The sequence below is a fragment of the Rhodococcus sp. C-2 genome, assembly GCF_027854095.1.
GTDB lineage: Bacteria > Actinomycetota > Actinomycetes > Mycobacteriales > Mycobacteriaceae > Rhodococcus_F > Rhodococcus_F qingshengii.
In genome coordinates, this window is the sequence record NZ_JAQGFI010000013.1 from 134,534 (window position 1) to 155,105 (window position 20,572).

Annotated in this window: 22 protein-coding genes; 12 read left to right on the forward strand and 10 right to left on the reverse strand. The window is 63.8% G+C overall.

What is annotated here, in order from left to right:
• Positions 1–6: 6 nt before the first annotated feature.
• The 5 genes from PCS43_RS25980 to PCS43_RS26000 all read right to left on the reverse strand — a co-directional run bounded on the left by PCS43_RS25980 (position 7) and on the right by PCS43_RS26000 (position 5,546).
• Positions 7–1,143, reverse strand: coding sequence for an Mrp/NBP35 family ATP-binding protein (locus tag PCS43_RS25980; RefSeq protein WP_003945178.1), 1,137 nt, complete (start codon positions 1,141–1,143; stop codon positions 7–9).
• A 24-nt stretch (positions 1,144–1,167) separates the two neighbouring features.
• Positions 1,168–2,031 (reverse strand): lytic transglycosylase domain-containing protein, encoded by an 864-nt coding sequence (locus PCS43_RS25985; RefSeq protein ID WP_003945171.1) that lies wholly within the window; start codon positions 2,029–2,031, stop codon positions 1,168–1,170.
• A 144-nt stretch (positions 2,032–2,175) separates the two neighbouring features.
• Complete coding sequence (locus PCS43_RS25990) at positions 2,176–3,645, reverse strand: lytic transglycosylase domain-containing protein (protein WP_223304678.1); 1,470 nt, start codon at positions 3,643–3,645, stop codon at positions 2,176–2,178.
• A gap of 75 nt (positions 3,646–3,720) precedes the next feature.
• On the reverse strand, positions 3,721–4,263 hold the full coding sequence (locus PCS43_RS25995; RefSeq protein ID WP_003945067.1) for a DUF1003 domain-containing protein: 543 nt from the start codon (positions 4,261–4,263) through the stop codon (positions 3,721–3,723).
• Complete coding sequence (locus PCS43_RS26000) at positions 4,260–5,546, reverse strand: magnesium transporter MgtE N-terminal domain-containing protein (protein WP_003945077.1); 1,287 nt, start codon at positions 5,544–5,546, stop codon at positions 4,260–4,262. The genes PCS43_RS25995 and PCS43_RS26000 overlap by 4 nt, the downstream gene beginning before the upstream one ends.
• Before the next feature lie 72 nt (positions 5,547–5,618).
• Here PCS43_RS26000 and PCS43_RS26005 point away from each other — a divergent pair, with 72 nt between their 5' ends.
• The 6 genes from PCS43_RS26005 (at position 5,619) to PCS43_RS26030 (ending at position 11,740) form a co-directional block, all read left to right on the forward strand.
• Positions 5,619–6,581: an HpcH/HpaI aldolase/citrate lyase family protein gene (locus PCS43_RS26005; RefSeq protein WP_209909318.1), complete on the forward strand. Its 963-nt coding sequence runs from the start codon at positions 5,619–5,621 to the stop codon at positions 6,579–6,581.
• Positions 6,582–6,688: 107 nt separating this feature from the next.
• On the forward strand, positions 6,689–7,183 hold the full coding sequence (locus PCS43_RS26010) for a general stress protein (protein ID WP_003945065.1): 495 nt from the start codon (positions 6,689–6,691) through the stop codon (positions 7,181–7,183).
• A 251-nt stretch (positions 7,184–7,434) separates the two neighbouring features.
• Positions 7,435–8,772, forward strand: coding sequence for an ABC transporter substrate-binding protein (locus PCS43_RS26015; protein WP_037131899.1), 1,338 nt, complete (start codon positions 7,435–7,437; stop codon positions 8,770–8,772).
• Between the two features lie 80 nt (positions 8,773–8,852).
• Positions 8,853–9,734 (forward strand): carbohydrate ABC transporter permease, encoded by an 882-nt coding sequence (locus PCS43_RS26020; RefSeq protein ID WP_044480569.1) that lies wholly within the window; start codon positions 8,853–8,855, stop codon positions 9,732–9,734.
• A gap of 1 nt (position 9,735) precedes the next feature.
• Complete coding sequence (locus tag PCS43_RS26025; protein ID WP_003945075.1) at positions 9,736–10,566, forward strand: carbohydrate ABC transporter permease; 831 nt, start codon at positions 9,736–9,738, stop codon at positions 10,564–10,566.
• Between the two features lie 4 nt (positions 10,567–10,570).
• Positions 10,571–11,740, forward strand: a complete 1,170-nt coding sequence (locus PCS43_RS26030) for an ABC transporter ATP-binding protein (protein WP_003945069.1) — start codon at positions 10,571–10,573, stop codon at positions 11,738–11,740.
• 3 nt (positions 11,741–11,743) lie between these two features.
• Here the strand turns inward: PCS43_RS26030 and PCS43_RS26035 are convergent, their stop codons facing one another.
• Complete coding sequence (locus PCS43_RS26035) at positions 11,744–11,980, reverse strand: hypothetical protein (RefSeq protein ID WP_007736112.1); 237 nt, start codon at positions 11,978–11,980, stop codon at positions 11,744–11,746.
• 126 nt (positions 11,981–12,106) lie between these two features.
• Between PCS43_RS26035 and PCS43_RS26040 the strand changes: the two genes are divergently transcribed.
• Both PCS43_RS26040 and PCS43_RS26045 read left to right on the forward strand, forming a co-directional pair.
• Positions 12,107–13,372, forward strand: coding sequence for a sensor histidine kinase (locus PCS43_RS26040; RefSeq protein WP_209909316.1), 1,266 nt, complete (start codon positions 12,107–12,109; stop codon positions 13,370–13,372).
• Between the two features lie 10 nt (positions 13,373–13,382).
• A complete protein-coding gene (locus PCS43_RS26045; protein WP_209447806.1) occupies positions 13,383–14,489 on the forward strand; it encodes a winged helix DNA-binding domain-containing protein in 1,107 nt (368 codons plus the stop codon).
• Here the strand turns inward: PCS43_RS26045 and PCS43_RS26050 are convergent.
• Together PCS43_RS26050 and PCS43_RS26055 are read right to left on the reverse strand one after the other, a co-directional pair.
• Positions 14,482–15,345, reverse strand: coding sequence for a hypothetical protein (locus PCS43_RS26050; RefSeq protein ID WP_003945080.1), 864 nt, complete (start codon positions 15,343–15,345; stop codon positions 14,482–14,484). The genes PCS43_RS26045 and PCS43_RS26050 overlap by 8 nt on opposite strands.
• Positions 15,335–16,033 carry a metallophosphoesterase family protein gene (locus PCS43_RS26055; protein ID WP_042450375.1) on the reverse strand — a complete coding sequence of 233 codons (699 nt, stop codon included), beginning with the start codon at positions 16,031–16,033 and terminating at the stop codon, positions 15,335–15,337. The genes PCS43_RS26050 and PCS43_RS26055 overlap by 11 nt, the downstream gene beginning before the upstream one ends.
• Positions 16,034–16,104: 71 nt before the next feature.
• On the opposite strand from PCS43_RS26055, the gene PCS43_RS26060 reads away from it, so the two are divergent.
• Entirely contained in the window at positions 16,105–16,689 is a 585-nt protein-coding gene (locus PCS43_RS26060; protein WP_007736116.1) for a suppressor of fused domain protein, read from the forward strand.
• Positions 16,690–16,714: 25 nt separating this feature from the next.
• Here PCS43_RS26060 and PCS43_RS26065 read toward each other — a convergent pair whose 3' ends face one another.
• Together PCS43_RS26065 and PCS43_RS26070 are read right to left on the reverse strand one after the other, a co-directional pair.
• Positions 16,715–17,161 (reverse strand): SRPBCC family protein, encoded by a 447-nt coding sequence (locus tag PCS43_RS26065; protein ID WP_007736117.1) that lies wholly within the window; start codon positions 17,159–17,161, stop codon positions 16,715–16,717.
• Positions 17,162–17,295: 134 nt separating this feature from the next.
• Entirely contained in the window at positions 17,296–18,366 is a 1,071-nt protein-coding gene (locus PCS43_RS26070; protein WP_007736118.1) for a magnesium and cobalt transport protein CorA, read from the reverse strand.
• 158 nt (positions 18,367–18,524) lie between these two features.
• Between PCS43_RS26070 and PCS43_RS26075 the strand changes: the two genes are divergently transcribed.
• From PCS43_RS26075 to PCS43_RS26085, 3 genes are read left to right on the forward strand one after another with little or no spacing between them, the layout of a single operon-like run.
• Positions 18,525–19,379: a PHP domain-containing protein gene (locus PCS43_RS26075; RefSeq protein ID WP_007736119.1), complete on the forward strand. Its 855-nt coding sequence runs from the start codon at positions 18,525–18,527 to the stop codon at positions 19,377–19,379.
• Entirely contained in the window at positions 19,376–19,990 is a 615-nt protein-coding gene (locus tag PCS43_RS26080; RefSeq protein ID WP_164490628.1) for a MarC family protein, read from the forward strand. Before PCS43_RS26075 ends, PCS43_RS26080 begins: the two co-directional genes overlap by 4 nt.
• 3 nt (positions 19,991–19,993) lie before the next feature.
• Positions 19,994–20,386, forward strand: coding sequence for a hypothetical protein (locus PCS43_RS26085; protein WP_118603908.1), 393 nt, complete (start codon positions 19,994–19,996; stop codon positions 20,384–20,386).
• The last annotated feature ends 186 nt before the right edge of the window (positions 20,387–20,572 follow it).

Consider the following 20,572-nt stretch of genomic DNA (forward strand, 5'->3'; position numbering starts at 1 on the left):
GGGGTTCTACAGGTTGCGAACCGTGTTGATACCGAGCGACATTCCGGCCAGCCCGCGCTGACGGACGGCCAACTTGTCGGCGATGTCCTTGAGTGCGATGGCTGCGGGTGAATCGGGAGCGCTGAGGACGATCGGCGTCCCGGCGTCGCCTGCCTCGCGGACGGACGGATCCAGCGGGATCTGTCCGAGAAGCGGAACCTTGGCGCCGACGGCCTTCGTGAGGCGATCGGAGACGGTCTGCCCGCCGCCTTCGCCGAAGACGTCCATACGGGTGCCGTCGGGAAGTTCGAGCCACGACATGTTCTCGACGACGCCGGCGACGCGCTGGCGGGTCTGCAGGGCGATCGCGCCCGCGCGCTCGGCGACCTCTGCAGCAGCCTGCTGCGGTGTGGTGACGACCAGGATCTCGGCGCTCGGGATGAGCTGAGCCACCGAGATGGCGATGTCACCGGTGCCGGGCGGCAGATCGAGCAGCAGCACGTCCAGATCGCCCCAGAACACGTCGGCGAGGAACTGCTGGAGCGCGCGGTGCAGCATCGGTCCGCGCCAGACGACAGGTGTGTTGCCCTGGGTGAACTGCGCGATGGAGATCATCTTCACGTCGTGGGCGACGGGCGGCATGATCATGCGCTCGACCTGAGTCGGCTTGGCGTCAGTGCCGAGCATGCGGGGGATCGAGTGGCCGTAGATATCCGCGTCGAGTACACCCACGGACAGTCCGCGCGCGGCCATTGCTGCCGCGAGATTGACTGTCACGCTGGACTTTCCGACGCCACCCTTGCCGGAGGCCACGGCGTAGACGCGGGTGAGTGAACCTGGCTGGGCGAACGGGATGACGGGCTCGGCGGAATCGCCGCGAAGCGACTTGCGGAGCTCGGTTCGCTGAGCGTCGTCCATGACGTCGAGTTCGACGCGAATCGCACCGACCCCGGCGACATCGGCGACGGCCTTGGTGACGCGTTCGGTGATCTCGGTGCGCATCGGGCAGCCGGCGGTCGTGAGATAGATGCCGATGTCGACGCTGTTGTCACTGGAGAGGGAGATCCCCTTGACCATCCCCAGTTCGGTGATGGGTTTGCGGATCTCTGGGTCCAGAACTCGCGCGAGCGCGGAGCGAACGTCGGACTCGGTCAGTACAGACATGACTCCATGGTAAGTCCAGGTAGGTCAGTGGATGCGCGGCAGGTCCGATGCGGCGGGCACGATGCCGGTGGAGTACCCGAGCGACCAGGCCAGAACGTTGGCGACGTAGGCGGCCGAGTTGTTGTAGCGGTGGATCGCGGAGGCAACCTGGGTGACGTCCTGCATGTTGAGTCCGCCGTCGCACAGGTACTTGCCGGTGGTCAGTGCGGAGTCGAAAAGGTTCTGGGGGTCGGCGATTCCGTCACCGTTGCCGTCACCGGCGTATTGGTTCCACGTGGACGGGATGAACTGCATCGGGCCGACTGCGCGGTCGTAGACGGTGTCGCCGTCGAGGGCGCCGCCGTCGGTGTCCATGATGACGGCCTGGCCGGGGAGGCTGCCGTTGAGTGGCAGGCCGATCACGGGCTTGTAGAGGTTGCCGTTCGCGTCGGCGTCCTTGCCGTCGTTGGCGTGGCCGGATTCGACGCGGCCGATACCGGCGAGGAGCGTCCAGTGCATGTTGCAGTTGGGCTTCTCGACGGCGAGGATCCGCTCGGCGTTCTGGTAGGCGGCGACGCTCACGCTCGGGATTCCGAGTGCTCCCTCGGCCATGGACGCGGGGAGCGGGGGAGTGGCCTGCACGGGAGCCAGCGGCGCGGGTTCCGGCGCGGGGGCGGGAGCCGGCTCGGCGATTGCTTCGACGGCGGGCAGAATCTGCGCCTGCGGCTCCTGCGTGGCTTGTGCGGCGGTGTCCACCGTTTCGGCGGAGCTGGTGTTGAAGAACGGGACCTTGGGAGCGGCGCCGGCCGTGTTGGCTGCGGTGACGAGTCCGATAGGGATGAGTCCGGTGAGCGCGATGACCGAATTTCGACGGATGTGCGAATCTGTCTTCTTGCTGTGCCGACCCACTGTGTATGCCTCCTGAACCTCCGCGAGGAGGTTTTCCGTTCAACTGACGGAGTCGAGGCTACCTGATTTGTTGCGTTTCCGTTATTCAACCGTGATCTAGAAGGGCAGTTTGGGGCATATGCACTGTTCTTTCGTGATTTTCGGTTACAGAGCGGGCATGCCGGGCAGGCCTGGGAAGAACGGCACGAATGCCGGAGCCGGGGCCGGAGCGGGCTCCGGTGCGGGTGCGGGTGCCGGTGCCGGTGCGGGCTCCGGAGAGGGGGCGGCGGGTGGAGAGGATTCCGCGGGAGCCGCGTCGGTGGTGGCGGGTGCCGTGGCGGCCACTGCCATGCCCGGGATCGTGCACGGCAGAAGGATGCCGTCCTGCAAGGCGTCGAGGGCTGCGGGGTCCGGAAGGATCACACACATGTCGTCGGGCCAGCGCCATCCCTCGGCCGTCAGAATCGGCCACACGAGACCCCGTGAGGTGAGGACGGGGAGCGGGATGATCGGACCGGGAGCTGCGTTCCGGGCGGCGTTGGGTCCCGGAGCGGGGCTGGTCGGCATGACGCCCGGCGGGATCAGTGCCTGGATCTCGGGTGAGAGTGCAGGCATGTCCGGCAGACCCGGGAAGAGGGGAGTGGTGGTCGGGGTCGGCGTCGTCGACGCTGATTCCTTGTCGCCGGCCGCCGGATCGGTAGCCGCAGCCGCGGCGAGTACGGCCGAAGCGGCGGAGTCTGCCGAGGCGGCGGCGTTGATCGCGGAGCTGCCGGTGTTGATGCCCGAGGTGTACGGCAGCTGACCGGAAGGAATGACACCGTTCTTGTATGCCGTCGACCACATGATCACGTTTGCTGCGTAAGCGGCCGAGTTGTTGTATCGCAGAACAGCTTTGGTCTCCTGGGCGACATCGCGCAGGTTGAGTCCGCCGCTGCAGAGGTACTTCGCTGCCGAGAGTGCCGCATCGAAGACGTTGTTGGGGTCCTTGATTCCGTCCCCGTTGCCGTCGCTGGCATATCCGGCCCAGGTGGCCGGAATGAACTGCATCGGCCCGACGGCGCGGTCGTGAGTGGGGTCGCCGTCGATTGCGCCCTTGTCGGTGTCCCGAATGACCTCGTTGCCTGCCAGCCGTCCGTCGAGGACGGGGCCGAGGATCGGGGTGACCGTCGTACCCACCGAGGTCGTCTTGCCGCCGTTGGCGTGACCGGATTCGATGCGTCCGATGCCGGCCAGAAGATGCCAGGGGATTCCGCATCCCGGTGCCTCGGTCATCATCACCAGCTCCGCGGAGCGGTACGCGTTCAGGACGATCTCGGGGATGCCCAGAGAGGTGAGGACGACGGCCGCAGCGTTGGGCGCTGCCGGGGCGCCGGCGACCGTATCGCTGGGCGGGGCAGATCTTTGCGTTCGGACCGTGCGGGGCGTCGGGAGGAAGTCGACAGAGTCCGGCTGCGCAATCGAGGCGGAGCCCGCCAGTGCGATCGGAACCTGTGACCCTCCGGTCGGTGCGCTTCCGGCAGTGAGGGCCGCTGGACCTGTTACGACGAGCAGTCCCCCCACCAGTGTGGATGCTGCAATCATTCCGCGTACTCGCACGATTCCCCTTTGCTGGCGCTCCCGCTCCGGAGTACCCACCGTGATATCCATATTGCTGTGACTTACGTTACATATCGGTCACGGTGCGTGCAGCAAAACTCAGCGAACGCTCAGCTAGTTGTGACTTTGTTTCGCAGTATTCGAGTCACGGTGCTTCTTCTTCGGGGTCGGTTCGCCGTCGGCAGCAAGGATCGACTTGATCTCCTCGAGCTCCCGTCGCAGGTAGTCGCGGGTGGCAACCTCGCCGACGGCGATACGCAGAGCTGCGAGTTCTCGGGCGAGGAATTCGGTATCCGCCTTGGTTTGCTCGGCGCGTGAGCGGTCCTCCTCGAGCGAGACCCGGTCGCGGTTCTCCTGACGGTTCTGGGCCAGCAGGATAAGCGGCGCCGCGTAGGCGGCCTGGGTGGAGAAGGCCAGGTTGAGCAGGATGAACGGGTACGGGTCCCACTGCAGGGCCACCGCGAACACGTTGATCAGGATCCAGACGATCACGATGATCGTCTGGATTGCGAGATAACGCCCGGTGCCGAGGAAGCGGGCGATGCGTTCACTGACGCGCCCGACAGCTTCGACGTCGAAATCGAGATTGAACCGGCGGCTTCCGCGGGGCGTTTCCAGTCGTTGCCGTGCGGTCGTGCTCGACGCCCGTTCGCTCATCGGAGTAGTTCCTCGTCGTCGGAGTAATCCTCACGCCAGTCTTCCGGCAGGAGGTGATCGAGCACGTCGTCGACCGTCACGGCCCCGATCAGGTGGTTCTCGTCGTCCACGACCGGCCCGCATACCAAGTTGTACGTCGCGAAATATCGGGTGACCGACGCCAACGAGTCGTCCGGGGCCAACCGGGGCATGTCGGTGTCGAGTAGTCCGCCTACCAGGCTGGCGGGAGGCTCGCGGAGAAGCTTCTGCAAGTGGACGCAGCCGAGATACCGCCCGGTCGGAGTCGCCGTCGGCGGACGTACGACGAAGACCATGCTCGACAGCGCCGGGGTCACGTCGTAGTTGCGGGCGCGGGCAAGGGCCTCCGCGACCGTCGTCGAGGCCGTCAGTACCACCGGTTCGGGCGTCATCAGACCACCGGCAGTGTCCGGGGAATGCTCGAGCAGGCGTCGAACAGGTTCGGAATCCTGCGGGTCCATCAACTGAAGCAGTGACTCGGCCTCGGTTTCGGGCAGCTCGCCCAACAGGTCGGCGGCGTCGTCGGGATCCATCGCTTCGAGTAGATCGGCGGCGCGTTCGACTTCCAGGTGCATCAGCAGATCGGTCTGGTCGTCCGCCGGCAGTTCCTGCACGACGTCGGCGAGGCGTTCGTCGTCGAGCGCCACGGCCAGTTCGTGGCGGCGCTTCTCCGGCAGTTCGCGCATGGCGTTGGCCACATCGGCGGGTCGCATGCCTTCGTACTGGAGAAGCAGGTGAGCTACGCCCTGGCCGGGGAGTGAGAGATCGCTCTGGGTGAGGCCGGCGACGTGCTGCCAGTCGACGATGTGAATCGCCGCGCGTCGACCGAGGCGTCCGCGATGGCCGCGAACCGCGACCTTGGAGACCACCCAGTCTCGCGTCCGCGTCGATTCGATTCCGAGATCGACGACTATCGTGTCGACGCCGTGAAGCTCCTCGAGTTCCGGGTCGTCCACGCGCACATGCGAATCGAGTACCTGCGCCAGAGCGAGTACTTCGCCCGGGCGCTGGTTGAAGCGCCGCAGACTGACGTTGCCCGTCGTGAGGGTGACTGCACTCGGTTCGATGGCTGTCACACGCAACATCGGAACGAAAATACGTTTGCGCGTGAACATTTCGATCACCAGACCGAGAACCCGCGGTTGCTGGCGTCCGATACGGACTGTGATGACGACGTCGCGCACACGACCGATCGATTCGCCGTCCGGGCCGAGTACAACCAGGCCGGCAAGCCTGGCTGCAAATACCTTGCCTGCTGCTGCCATGATTGCAAGGCTAATTCGTCCAGCGTCAAAATCTGCAACGGCGCCACCGAAAATCGAGAAGGGCAGTCCGCAATGACTTCACGCAACCGTTCCCGTCGATCGGTATTGGCAGTTCCCGGCAGCAGTCGGAAGATGATCGACAAGGCGAAGGGATTGCCCGCCGACGAGATCTTTCTCGACCTCGAAGATGCGGTGGCGCCGCTGGCGAAGCAGGCGGCCAGGGAGTCGATCGGCGACGCGTTGGCCGAGGACGGGTGGGGCAAACAGGTCAAGGTCGTCCGGGTCAACGACTGGACCACCGAATGGACGTATGCCGACGTCGTGGAGGTGGTGGGCCGCGCCGGAGCGCATCTGGACGCCATTCTGCTGCCCAAGGTTCCCGATGCGAGTCACGTCCAGGCGCTCGATTTGTTGTTGACGCAGGTCGAGAAGGCCAACGGTCTCGAGGTCGGCAAGATCGGGATCGAACCGCAGATCGAGAACGCGATCGGCTTGACCAACATCGACGCGATCGCCACCGCGAGTCCCCGCGTCGAGGCGCTCGTGTTCGGCCCGGCCGACTTCATGGCGAGCTTGAACATGCGAACTCTGGTCGTCGGTGAGCAACCGGACGGCTACGACCGCGGTGACGCGTATCACCACATCCTGATGACCATCTTGATGGCCGCGCGGGCGCACGGCGTCCAGGCCATCGACGGGCCGTACCTGCAGATCCGCGACGTCGAGGCTTTCACTCGGTCGGCTGCGCGAACGGCAGCGCTCGGTTTCGACGGCAAGTGGGTTCTGCACCCCACGCAGATCGAGGCGGCCAACGAGGTGTTCAGTCCGCGCCAATCCGATTACGACCGTGCGGAACTCATCTTGGACGCGTACGCGTTCCACACCTCGGCCGCCGGGGGAAGGCGGGGCGCCGTCATGCTCGGCGACGAGATGATCGACGAGGCGAGTCGCAAGATGGCACTGGTGATTTCGGCCAAGGGCCGCGCCGCGGGGATGGCGCGCACGTCGGAATTCACGCCGCCCGAACACGCCTGACGCTCGCATAGCCGAACGAATCAGGTCTGTAAAGGGCACAATAGGGGGTAGATGTACTTGCGTCATCCGCGTGGATGACGTGCCCGAAAAGAGGAGCGCAGCCAGCCATGTCCAATCCGCTCGGTCAATCGTCGAATGGGTCGCGCCGTGGAGCGTTGCCGACACCGCCTTCGGGATGGCCCATCGGGTCGTACCCCACCTACGCCGAGGCGCAGCGCGCAGTCGATTACCTCTCCGATCAGGAATTCCCGGTTCAGGACGTCACGATCGTCGGCGTGAACCTGATGCAGGTCGAGCGAGTTCTCGGTCGGTTGACGTGGGCCAAGGTGATCGGTGGCGGCATCGTCTCCGGTGCTTGGCTCGGTGTCTTCTTCGGCCTGGTGCTCGGAATCGTCACCGGTGGTTTCCTCGCTCCGCTGATCGCGGGCATCGTGGGCGGCATCATCTTCGGTGTCATCTCAACGACGATTCCGTACGCCGCGACGCGTGGGCAGCGGGACTTCGCCTCGACGATGCAGTTGGTCGCCGGACGTTACGACGTACTGTGTGAGCCCAAGACGGCGGAGTCGGCGCGCGACCTGCTCGCCAAGCTCGCCATCTGACATTCTCGCTCGGGCTGCCAACTTGTGTGATCTCGGTTACTTTATGTACACGCGGGCGAGGTAGTACTCGCTTCCCGTGACCGTTTGCCGGACAAGGAAATAGGTCCCTTCTCCGGCAAAAGTGCCGATGTGTGGTGCGTCGGCCAGCCGTAACGACTGCGCCGTCTCGCCGCCCGAGGAGGACGGCTGTGCAGAACAAGAGATCGCGGGCGGGGCAGAACGAGAGATCGCGGGCGGGACAGAAGAAGAAATTGCGGGCGGGGCTGCTCGGCGCGGCAACATTGTTGTTGGCGCCCTTGCTCAGTGCGTGCGGATCGGACAATGACGACGGCGTGGTGCTGTCCTTCTACACCGCTGCCGACGGCGCCGAGCAGTATGCGGAGGCCGCCGCCAATTGTTCGGCGGCGTCGAACGGCGCGTACCGGGTCGAGCAGAAAACTCTGCCCAAGGGTGCCGACGACCAGCGACTTCAGTTGGCCCGGCGTCTGACCGGCAATGACAAGTCACTCGATCTGATGACGCTCGACGTGGTGTGGACTGCCGAATTCGCCGAAGCGGGATGGGCATTGCCGCTTCCTGACGACGTGGCGGCCGAGGTCAGCAACGGGACGCTCGAGGGTCCGCTGGAGTCGGCGAAGTGGCAGGACCAGCTCTATGCGGCGCCATTGAACACCAACACCCAATTGCTCTGGTATCGAAAGGATTTGATGCCGGACGGGCAACCACCCCAAACCTGGGATCAGATGATCGACATCTCCGAAGGCCTGGCCGCGGAGGGGCGCCCCAGCTGGATCGGTGTGCAGGGCAAGCAGTACGAAGGATTGATGGTCTGGTTCAACACCCTTCTCGCCAGTGCCGGCGGATCGGTGGTGGGGCCGGACGGAACAACCGTGACGGTGGCCGACGGTGATGCTGCCCAGCAGGCGCTGACCGTCATGAAGCGCGTCGCTACCGCCAAGGGTGCGGATCCCTCGATCTCGCAGGGGGATGAAGCGTCGTCGCGACTGGGTATGGAGAGCGGCAAATCTGCCTTCCAGGTCAACTGGCCGTTCGTGCTGCCCGGCATCATGGAGAATGCCGAGAAGGGCGATCTGCCGTACATCGACGACAAGGGCAACGTCACCAGTGAGAACACCGGAAACACGGTGCTCACGGTGAACGGAGAACGGAATTTCCTTGCCGCTCCGTATCCCTCGGTGATCGAGGGTAAGCCGGCCGAGGTCACGATCGGCGGCTTCAACGTAGCGGTGGCCAAGACCAGCCAGCATCCGGACCTCGCGTTCGAGGCGCTCACCTGTCTGCGTAACGAGGAGAATCAGCGCAACAACGCGGTAGCCGGTGGCGTTCCGCCGACTCTCGAGAGCCTGTACGACGACCCGGCGTTCCAGGAGGCGTACCCGGCGTGGCGTGAGGTTCGCGACAGCCTGGACACCGCTTCGGTTCGTCCGGTTTCTCCTGCCTATCAGAGTATTTCGACGCTCATCACTGCCACGCTGAACCCTGTGGGAAACATCGATCCGGAATCGACCGTGAACGATCTTGCCGAGCAGGTACGCAAGGCAGTCAATTCCGAGGGGCTGATTCCGTGACGATCGACAGCGAAAATTCGGGAGCTGCACCAACAGTCGCGACGGCATCGCCGGAGCCGAAGCACTCCGCGAAGTCGAAGATGTCGGACGGAAAGGCGGCCGAGCGTCGCCTCGGTCTCTGGCTGGTGGCCCCGGCCGCGATTCTCATGATCGCGGTGACCGCATATCCGGTGGTCTACGCCGTTTGGCTGAGTTTGCAGCGCTACGACCTGCGCTTCCCGGATCAACGAAAGTTCGTGTGGTTCGACAACTACGTGTCGGTGCTGACCGACGGTTACTGGTGGCAAGCGTTCGCGGTGACGACGTCGATCACGGTTGTCTCGGTCGTCATCGAGTTCGTTCTCGGACTGACCATCGCACTGGTGATGCACCGAACGATCGTGGGTAAGGGGCTCGTCCGCACCGTTGTGCTCATCCCGTACGGCATCGTCACCGTCGCGGCGGCATACAGCTGGTACTACGCGTGGACGCCGGGGACCGGCTACCTCGCCAATCTCCTGCCCGACGGCAGTGCGCCGCTCACCGACCAGATCCCGTCGCTCGCGATCATCGTCCTTGCCGAGGTCTGGAAGACGACGCCGTTCATGGCGCTGCTCCTGCTCGCCGGCTTGGCGCTCGTGCCCGATGACCTTCTCAAGGCGGCTCAGGTGGACGGCGCCGGCGCGTGGACCCGGTTGGTACGCATCATCCTTCCGCTGATGAAGCCCGCCATCCTCGTCGCTCTGCTGTTCCGCACACTCGACGCATTCCGCATCTTCGACAACATCTACGTGCTCACGAAGGGAGCGAACGACACCGGGTCGGTGTCGATTCTGGGTTACGACAATCTGTTCAAGGCATTCAACTTGGGCATCGGATCCGCGATCAGCGTGTTGATCTTCGTGTGTGTGGCCGTGATCGCGTTCATCTTCATCAAACTTTTCGGTGCTTCGGCTCCTGGATCCGATACGGAAGGACGCTGACATGACCGTGACTCCCAGACTCAAGATCAGCTGGTCCGTCGTCAACCTTCTGGTCTTGCTGTACGCGTTGGTTCCCGTCCTGTGGATTGCGAGCCTGTCCTTCAAGCCCGCCGGAACCATCAAGGACGGCAAGTTCATTCCGGAGAAGTGGACCCTGGACAACTACCGAGGAATCTTCGACACCAGCGCCTTCACCAGTGCTCTGATCAACTCCATCGGCATCGGACTCATCTCGACGGTCATCGCCGTGGTGATCGGAACCATGGCTGCTTACGCGATTGCGCGCCTGGATTTTCCGGGCAAGAAGCTGCTGGTGGCTGTTGCCCTGCTGATCGCGATGTTCCCGCAGATTTCATTGGTGAGCCCGCTGTTCGACATCGAACGACGGCTCGGACTCTTCGACACCTGGGCCGGACTCATCCTGCCGTACATCACCTTTGCGTTGCCGTTGGCGATCTACACGCTCTCCGCGTTCTTCAAAGAGATTCCTTGGGAACTCGAAAAGGCGGCGCAGATGGACGGCGCGACGCCGGGGCAGGCGTTCCGGAAGGTGGTAGCTCCGCTCGCCGCGCCCGGCATCGTCACGGCGGGCATTCTGGTGTTCATCTTCTGCTGGAACGATCTGTTGTTCGCGATTTCGCTGACGTCGACCGAACGCTCCATCACCGCCCCTGCGGCCATCGCGAACTTCACCGGCGCTTCACAATTCGAGGAGCCCACCGGGTCGATCGCCGCGGCCGCCATGGTCATCACCATTCCGATCATCATCTTTGTTCTGTTCTTCCAACGTCGTATCGTGGCCGGGCTTACTTCCGGCGCAGTGAAGGGATAAGCCTGTGGCCGAGATCGTGCTGGACAAGGTGACCAAGCTGTACCCGGACGGAGCCAAGGCGGTCAGTGATGTCGACATCACCATCGCCGACGGAGAATTCATCATTCTCGTGGGCCCGTCCGGTTGTGGAAAATCCACGACGCTCAACATGATTGCCGGGCTGGAAGACATTTCGACCGGTGAGTTGCGGATCGCGGGTGAACGCGTCAACGAACGCGCCCCCAAGGACCGCGACATCGCGATGGTGTTCCAGTCGTATGCGCTGTATCCGCACATGACGGTGCGTCAGAACATCGCTTTCCCACTGACATTGGCGAAGATGTCCAAGGACGAGATCAACGCCAAGGTCGACGACGCTGCGCGGGTCCTCGACCTCACCCAGCATCTCGATCGCAAACCGGCGAACCTGTCGGGCGGTCAGCGTCAGCGTGTCGCGATGGGACGCGCAATCGTGCGCAGCCCGAAGGCGTTTCTCATGGACGAGCCGCTTTCCAACCTGGACGCCAAACTGCGCGTGCAGATGAGGACGGAGATCGCCCGTCTGCAGCAGCGACTCGGTACGACAACGATTTACGTGACCCACGACCAGACCGAGGCGATGACGCTCGGCGATCGGGTAGTCGTGCTGCGCGGCGGAATCGTGCAACAGATCGGTGCGCCGCAGGAACTCTACGATCGTCCGAACAATCTGTTCGTGGCGGGATTCATCGGGTCCCCGTCCATGAACTTCTTCCCCGGACAGCTGACGGCCGACGGTGTGAGCACGCCGATCGGCGATGTTCGCCTGCCCGCGGCGGCGCAGTCGAAGATCTCGGGCAGCGGTTCGGGCAAGGACGTGGTGGTCGGTATCAGACCGGAGCATTTCGAGGACGTGGCGCTGGTCGATGCAGCGCAGAAGCCGCACGGCGGGACGTTCACCGTCGACGTCGACGTGCTGGAATCGATGGGTTCGGACAAGTACGCGTATTTCCTCGCTGGTGGCCCCGCCGTCAACTCTCGTGAACTCGAGGAACTCGCTGCCGATTCGGGAACGGCCGTCGCTGGTGGAGGTCAACTGGTTGCCAGGCTCTCGTCCGAGTCCACGGTGGCCCAGGGCAGGTCTGTCGATCTCTGGTTCGATCCCGCCAAGATCGCGGTGTTCGACGGCGGTACGGGAGCCAATCTGCTGCTGTGACCTTTACCCGGGCAAGGTGACCGAATACGTCGCGCCCCAGGGAAGCGGTACCTGTTCGGGGCCGGGCGCTGCATCGGCTGGTTCGGGTAGGGGGACCAGGCGGCCGAATTGTTCGTGATGGGTGGAGGCCGGGGCGGCTTGCGCTGTCCCGGCGACCACGGCGATCGGCGCCGCTGCCAGGGCGCCGGCGACGGCAAATCGAGTGGCGATGCGGCGCTTGCTTGCTCGGGTCGAGATCATGAGCACTCCTGCGTGGTTTCGAGGTTCGGTGAATGCTGTGCCATTCACGGTATTGCGGGTTGATTGTGAAATCTCGTGTGCGAAGCTCATTCACAGGGAACTGGGATGGGCGGCACAGGAGGACAGATGAACGAATCCTCGGTACGAACCGAGCACCTGCCCGGTGGCCCGGACCTCGAGCGGATCATGCGCGAACACGCCTACCGCGGTGCGTACCTCCAACTGACGGTGCGCGGCGCTCTGGTGCTGTTCATCGCCCTGACACTGATTTTCGTCCCGCCGATGAACGACGCGGGATGGTGTTTCGCGATTCTGGGCACCTATGCCCTCTGGTCGGCAGCCGTGGCGCTGTGGATCCGCAAGGGCGGCACCGGCCCGGTGACGATGATCTGGCTCGGCTTGTTCGTCGACCTCGCCGTGCTCGCAACTCTGACATTGCTGACCGGTCTCGCAGCCGAGCAGAGTTGGACCGCCGACATCTTGAGCAACGGGCTCTTCGTCATTCCGGTTCTTGCGTGTACGCAACTGCGGACGGACGTGTGTGTCGGCGTCGTTGCCTGCACGATCGGGGTGTTCTTCGTTTCCAGCTGGGCAACGATGACCTCGAACTCCGAGCCGTGGCCGTCGATCCTGCTGAGCACCATGGCCCTGGCCGGAGTGGGCGCAGGCGCAATCGGACTGACTCGGATTCAAAGATCACGCGTGTTGACCATCGGGCACCTCGTCGAGCATCGAACCAGCCTTCTGGCCGAACTCATGGGGCTGGAGCAGCGTGAGCGCACGGAACTATCCGAGCAATTGCACGACGGGGCGCTCCAGTACGTCCTCGCGGCGCGGATGGATCTCGACGAATTGGCAGACAGCGCGGAGCCTGTCGCCCTGGCGCGAGCCGCGAAAGCGCTCGGTGAAGCGACAACGCTGTTGAGATCCTCCGTCTCGGAGTTGCATCCCACTGTCCTTGTTCACGTGGGTCTTGCCCGCGCAATCGGGGACCTCGCGCGATCGGCGCAGGGACGCGGCGGAGTAGTGGTCGACGTCGACACTTCGGGCTGGAACGACGATCTGCGCACGTCCGCGGACGAAGTCTTGTTCGGTGCCGCCCGAGAGCTCCTTGGCAACGTCGTCAAACATGCCGGCGCGGACAATGTTCGGATCGAGCTTGCACGACTGGACCACCGTGCGGTGCTCGTGGTCTCGGACGACGGTCGGGGGATCAGCGCCGATCGGATTGCCGAACGACGGGCTGCCGGGCACATCGGACTGCTCTCGCACGAACTGCGGGTTGTTGCCGCGGGTGGCTCGTTCTCGGTCGGACCGGGTGAAGAGTCCGGAACCCTCGCGCGAGTCGAGATACCGTTCGAGATCGTCACCGCCACTGACCACGATCGTTGAGGAGTTGTCGATGGCTGCACTGATCACCGATCGCGAGCTCAACCTGGCGACTCTGGCGCGGCAGTTCCTGCTGCGGAGGGCCGAGGTCAGTGCGTTGGATGCGATCGAGCACCTGGCAGGTCTGCAGGCCCAGGCGCCGAACCCGCCCTACCTGGCGCTGTGGGCGCGGCTGAAGAACTTTGCGGCAGAAGACCTCTCCACCCTTGTCGAGAAGCGCCAGGTGGTGCGGCTTGTTGCCATGCGGGGCACGGTCTTTGCTCTTTCGGCCGCGGATGCGGGTCCCTTCCGGGCCACGGTTCAGACGATCATGGAACGCGATCTCCACACCAACAGCACACAGCGTGCGGCGCTCACCGGGTTGGATCTCGACGCTCTGGCGCGGGCGGGACGGGACCTCGTAGCGGACGGGCCGCTCACCCAGATGCAGATGAGACCGATACTGGCAGAGCGCTTTCCCGGTCACGCGGCCGAGGGACTGGCGCACGGAGTTCGAGGACTTCTGCCGATGGTGCAGGTCCCACCGCGAGGCCTGTGGGGACGATCCGGAGTACCGGCACTGACGACCTTGGAGAATTGGCTTGGCACGGAAGTGAGTTCATCGCCGGATCCGGATGCGATGGTGCTTCGTTATCTGGCGGCCTTCGGGCCCGCCAGTGTGAAAGATGCGCAAGCGTGGTCAGGGCTCACGAGACTCGCCGAAGTCTTCGAGAGGCTACGTCCCGGCTTGATCACCTTTGTCAACGCGAAAGGGGCCGAGGTGTTCGACCTGCCGGACGCGCCACGACCGACCTCCGGAACACCGCCGGTCAGAATCCTTGCTCCGTTCGACAACATCCTGCTCTCGCACGCCGACCGCTCGCGAATCATGGACGAGCAGTACCGAACTCGCGTCTTCACCGTCAACGGCATCATCAAGCCCGCCATCCTGGTGCGCGGAAAGGTGGTGGGATTCGCGACGGTGACGCCGGACAAGGAGACGGTCGAATTGGGCGCGACTCTGTTTGCGCAGCAACCGAAGACCGCGCTCGCATCCATCGAGAAGGAAGCGCGTGCGTTGCTGAAATTCATGCACCCGAAGATCCCGAACCGAGAGGTGCGGTTCGCTGTCGCTACGTAGCGGGCTTGTGCTTTCGCGGTGCTCGATCGCGTAGTTCGGCCACGATCTCGTCGTTCCACATGTGACGCCGCACCAGTCGGTACCGCTCCCGGGCGATCCACAAATAGGCCTCGGCGTCGGTGTGCTCGGGCAACATGTCGGCACCCCGCAGCATTCGCACGACGGGCAGAAACTCCTCGCCGAACCAGCGGCGGGCGACGGTGTCTCGGCCGAGGAACTCACCCTTCTCCTGCATGAGCCGAAAACCCCACGCCTCCACACACTCACTGAGTTCGGCGTACTCCCACGGGTCGGTGACCTGGACGGCTTCGCGTTGTGAACCCTGCAGCGGAACGCGGGTGAGGAAGAGTCGACGATGATCCTTGATGAGCAGATCAGCGCGCTGAGTGATGCCTTCCGGCGAGATACGCGTGATGATCTCGGTGACGTACGCGTCGATTGTCTTCTGGTGCATCGCACACGCAATGGACACTCGGTGGTGCCCGTCGATCACGAAATGCATGGAGCCGACGCGATACAACTGAACAGGTGGTACCGATTCGCCGCGTCGTTGCGCCACCGCAAGTCGCTCCCAACGAGCGCGCGAGTGAGTGGACGTCGGACGGAAGTACCTGTCGAAATCACCTGTGCGGTCGACACTTCCGACTATTGATTCGATGGTGACGACCTGCAGCCCCAGAGACTTCTCGCCGACCTTGCCCAGAGCTGCGACAACCTCGTCGAACGGCAGGATCGCGTTGACGTCGTCGGGTTCGCGTCGTAGCCAACTGACCAGACGGGCAACGTCGGCACGTCGACGCTGACGAGCGAAGTCGTTTTCCGCGTCGGCTGTGGGAAATCCGGTGTCACGAGCCATGTCGGCGCCTCACGATCGTCGGCGGAGTACCTGGGGAAATCTCCATCAGCGTGAAGCCGACGGTATTGAGCACGATAGTCCGGCCTACCTCCAGATCGAGAGGGGTTCGCCCGTGCGGGTGGATGTGTCCGTGGACCATCACCGTCGGATCGAGGTTGTGAATCAAAGGCGTGAAGCATTCGAACCCTCGATGTGGCCGATCCTCGGCGTCGCCGACACCGCGGGCGGGACTGTGGGTGAGCAGCACATCCACGCCCGCCCGGCCGCCGGGAAGCCGCGATTGCCAGGCGTTTCGCCAGGCGAGCGAGCGAGCGCGTCGGCTCTGCTGGCGCTCGGACCATTGATTGGGACCCGTGTTGTATCGGATGGAACCACCGAGGCCCGCGATCCGCAGACCGGCGACGGTCACGATGCGTCCGTCGGCGTTGACTGCGCCGGTAGGCCCCGGCCACTGCGCAGGCATCCCGGCCCGCGTCCAACCCGATCTCTTGTTCGAATATCCGGACAGATCGGCGTCGTGGTTTCCGGGAACGAACACGCAAGGCGCATTCAGTTGGTCAGACAGGTACTCCAGATACGCAAACGGCAGATCGCCCGCGCCCAGGATCACGTCGACTCCGAGTGAACGAACTTGACTGCTCCACAGGAATTCGACGGTCTCGTCGCTGACAGCGAGAACGGAGACCATTTCGACGACGCTACCGCCACCGCGAGGTATCTGCGCTGCGAACCTCGCGGGCACGGTGTTTAGATGGACGAGTGTCAGACAGCGTCGTATCTTCCGTCCGGGCCCATCTCGTCAGCAGCATCGAGGGGCCGGACCCCACCGCGGCCTCGGTGACGTTCCTCGGTGTCGAACCGCTGGACGTGCTGCGTTTCGAATCACCCGACGGCCTGGTCCGCTACGTCACACTGGGGTGCTCGCGTCATCCGATGGGCGACCCCAACGAACTGGTCGCAGACCCCACACGCGGACCCCGCGCCGAGTTGGTACTCACGCTGCGCGGTGGCACCGGTGTGGCGTCAGGTGTGGCCAGGACGCTCGCGGTGCTGGCCGCGGCGCCGTCCGTCGAAGGCGTCGTGCTGCTCGAGGACGCACTGTTGGACCTGGGCGAGCCGCTGTGGAAGGACACTGCGTTCACGGCGGTGCTTCTCGGTGACAGCGGGATCGAAGACCTGACGCTGCCGGAGCCGTTCGACCCGGTGCGCTTCCTTGGTGTGGTCCCCCTGACCGGTACCGAAGCCGCCTGGGTGCGTCTGCGCGGCGCGGAGGCACTGAGGGAAGCGTGGACCGAGGCGGGGATCGACATCCGCGATCCGCACCGTTCCGCTGCCTCGCTCTAGCTGCGCTGGCGCTTTGTCCGTCAGATCATTCGGCGTGCACGAGGATGTCCGCCAAGTTCTCGAGACTTACCCGAACCGTCCGTGAAAATGCTTTCGTGACGATCGGGTCGGCCATCTTGCCGAATACTCCTCCCAGGCCGCTTTCGCTGTCGAGTCGGTAGGTGACCCGAGTGCCGTCACCGACTTCTTCGCAGGTCGTGGTCTGCGAGAAGCTGACCGGACTTTCGACGGACGTCGATTTCGACGATCTCGGTGGGTCGTACTCGGTGAATTCGGATGTCCACTCGAGACGCTTGCCCAGGATTCGCGAGACACCGTGCCAGCGGCTTCCCACGCCCATCGGGCCGTCGGTGATCTGTTTGCACTCGACCATCGAATTCTCCCAGTTGGGCCAGTTCTCGGCGACGGCGATGTACTCCCAGACGTCCTTGGGTGGCAACGCGATCTCCACGGATTGCTCGACTGTAGGCATGGTTGCTCCTCCACTTCTCCTTGGATCTGAATTTGCTTGTCGCAAAATGGATTTCGGGAACGGAATGAAAATGCGTACCCGTATCCATTGTCCGCCTGCGACGGTGGCAAGTACAGGGAGTCAGCGTGCGAGGTTCACAGCCAGTTGTTGCGACGGAAGAGAAAGAACAAGCCGACACACACCGACGCGATGAGGAACAGGATGGACTGATAGCCGTACTTGTAACCGAGTTCCGGCATGTTCTCGAAGTTCATCCCGTAGATACCGGCAACGCCGGTCGGCACGGCGGCGATAGCGACCCACGCGGAGATCTTGCGCATGTCGGTGTTTTGCTGCACCGCGATCTTCGCGAGTGCGGCGTCGACCAGCGAACTCAACACCTCGTCGTATTCCGAGATACGTTCGGCCACGATCGTGTGGTGATCTCGTACGTCACGGAAGTATCGCCGGATCTCCTTCGGGACGAGGCCGCCCGCGGGCTGGGTCAGCTGGAGCAGTGGCAATCCGAGTGGAGTGACCGAGCGTCGTAGTTCGACGATTTCACGTTTGAGCAGGTAGATGTGCTCGACGGCAACGGTGTTCCGCGGGTTGAACACCAACTCTTCCATGCTGTCGACGTCCTGTTCGACGAGTTGGATGACGGAGAGATAGCTGTCTACGACGTGGTCGGTGATCGCGTGCAACACCGCGAACGGGCCCATGGTGAGGCGCTCGGGGTTCTGCTCGAGTGACTTGCGCACGCTTGCCAGTTCGGAGTGATCCCCGTGCCGGACGGTCACCACGAAGTCGGGGCCGACGAACACCATGATCTCGCCGGTTTCGACGATCTCGCTCGCCGTCGCGACGGACTCGTGCGGCACGTAGACGACCGTGCGCAGCACCAGGAACATGACGTCGTCGTAGCGTTCGAGTTTCGGGCGCTCGTGTGCATGGACGGCATCCTCGACCATCAGCTCGTGGAGTCCGAAAGTTGCTGCGACATCTTGCATCTGACCTTCGTCGGGAGCGTGCATGCCCACCCAGACGAACGCGTTGTCGCGACTACGAACCTCGGCCAACGCAGCGCGGTGCGTGTACTTGCCCGGCAACCGCACGCCGTCCACGTAGACCGCGCAGTCGACGATCGCGCGGGCTGCCGGAACGGGGATCTTGGGCGCATCGGCTTGCGTCGATTTGCCGTTCGACCAATTCGGCAGTGACGGCATGGTTGGCACGCTCGCTCCTTCTCGGTCTGTAATGCAGGGGAACGGCACTACAGCGACACCTGATCGAATTGCGCTGCCGCTGCGGCGTAATCGTACGTCAGCTTCCGGCTCGCCCACCGGAGCGCGATGAAGTTGCCGATTGCTGACACACTGGAACAGTGCGAATAGACCTTCACACCCACTCCAACGCATCGGACGGCACCGACACCCCGGCTGCCCTCATGCGCGCCGCAGCCGACGCCGGACTCGACGTCGTCGCCATCACCGATCACGACACGACTTCGGGCTGGGCCGAGGCGGCGCAGGCCTTGCCGGCCGGCGTCAGCCTGGTTCGTGGAATGGAGATGTCGTGTGAAGGTCGGGGTGAGCGTGGCTGGCCGGTCGCTGTACATCTGCTTGCGTACCTGTTCGATCCGACGCACCCCGAATTCGCAAAAGAACGTGAGCGACTGCGCGCCGAACGCGTCGAACGTATCCGGGTGATGACGACCATGATGGCGCGTGACGGTCTGCCCGTCGATCCCGATCAGATCCTCGCCGACGCCGGTCCGTCCGTCGGACGCCCGCACGTCGCAGCGGCCTTGATGCGAGCGGGAGTGGTGTCGAGCATCAGTGAGGCTTTCTCCGACCTGTTGTCCAGTCGAGGGCGATACGACGTTCCCAAGTACGACACTCCGCTCGAGTACGCCGTCGAACTGGTGGCAGCGGCCGGGGGAGTAACTGTCCTTGCGCATGGACGGGCCCGTTCGCGCGGCGGATTGCTTGCGCTCGACCACATCCGTGATCTGGCCGAGCTGGGTCTCGGGGGTCTCGAAGTCGATCACCCGGACCATCGCAGCGACGATCGTGACGTCCTGCGCCGCCTGGCTGTCGACCTGGGTTTGGCAGTCACCGGATCCTCGGACTACCACGGCGAGAACAAGACGATCGGACTCGGCGACGAGCTCACGGACGAAGCCGAGTTCGACAAACTCGTCTCGGCTGCCACCGGCGTGGAGGTACTGGGGCGCTGATGCTCGACACCACGCTCTACCTCACCGTGTTCATCACGCTGTTCGTGATCATGGACCCGCCCGGAGTCATCCCGGTGTTCTTGTCACTCGTCGGACGTAAAAGCCGTGAAGATCGCAATCGAGCGGCATGGCAGGCCCCCGCCGTCTCCCTGGCGGTCATCTCGGTCTTTGCCATCGGCGGGCAGGCGATCCTCAACTACCTCCACATCGGCATTCCGGCGTTGCAGGGCGCCGGCGGATTGCTGCTGCTTCTCATCGCACTCGAACTGCTGACCGGCAAGGCCTCCAACCGTCCGCAGGGAGCCGACGACGTCAACGTCGCACTCGTTCCTCTGGGAACGCCGATGATGGCCGGTCCCGGTGCGATTGCAGCCGTCATCGTCTTTGTCGCCCAGGCCGACGGTGAAGCGGCGTCGTATCTGGCCATCGCGTTGGCGATTCTGTCCATCCACCTCGTGCTGTTTGTGGTCCTGCGCTTCTCGACCGCACTGATCCGGATACTGGGCGAGGGTGGCATCAGTCTGCTGGCACGCATCGCCGGTCTTCTGCTCGCCGCCATCGCGGTTCAACTCATTGCGGAATCAGTCCGCGGATTCGTCGCGGGAGCGTAAGAGATGACATACGACGACAGGTACGACCGGAACGACAGGTACGAGGACGACTACCAGTACCAGGAATATCAGGACTATCAGTACGAAGACGGTTACGACTATCCCGCCGACAAACGACAATGGCTGCTGGTCCGCGCTCTACGCGCCCTGAGTGGCACCGTGGCGGCCGGAATCGTGGTCTTGACACTCGTGATCATCGGTTCGGCATATCTGGGCGGCAACCGCGGATTCCCGGGTCCGGGAACAACGTCGATCACCGCGCACATTGCGGCCTCGGTGGTTGCTCTCGCCGCGCAGATCTGGTGCGACCGCAGGCGGGGTATCGCGGCGGTTGCCGGATCGGTGGTCGTGCTCGTGGTGGCGGGGCTGTTGTTGGTGACGCAGTGGTGGGGATGACTGGGTGGGGATGACTGGGTGGGGATGACACGGTGGGGATGACGGCTCGGGTTCGAGTGTGGTGAGGAATCCGACCGCTTGGAGGATTTGATTGTGATCCGACTCTGGTGGCAAACTGGAGTTACTTCGAGGCGGCGCCACAGCCCGGCCCCGAAGTGCAGGTTTCGTCAGAATTTCTCCCGAAAC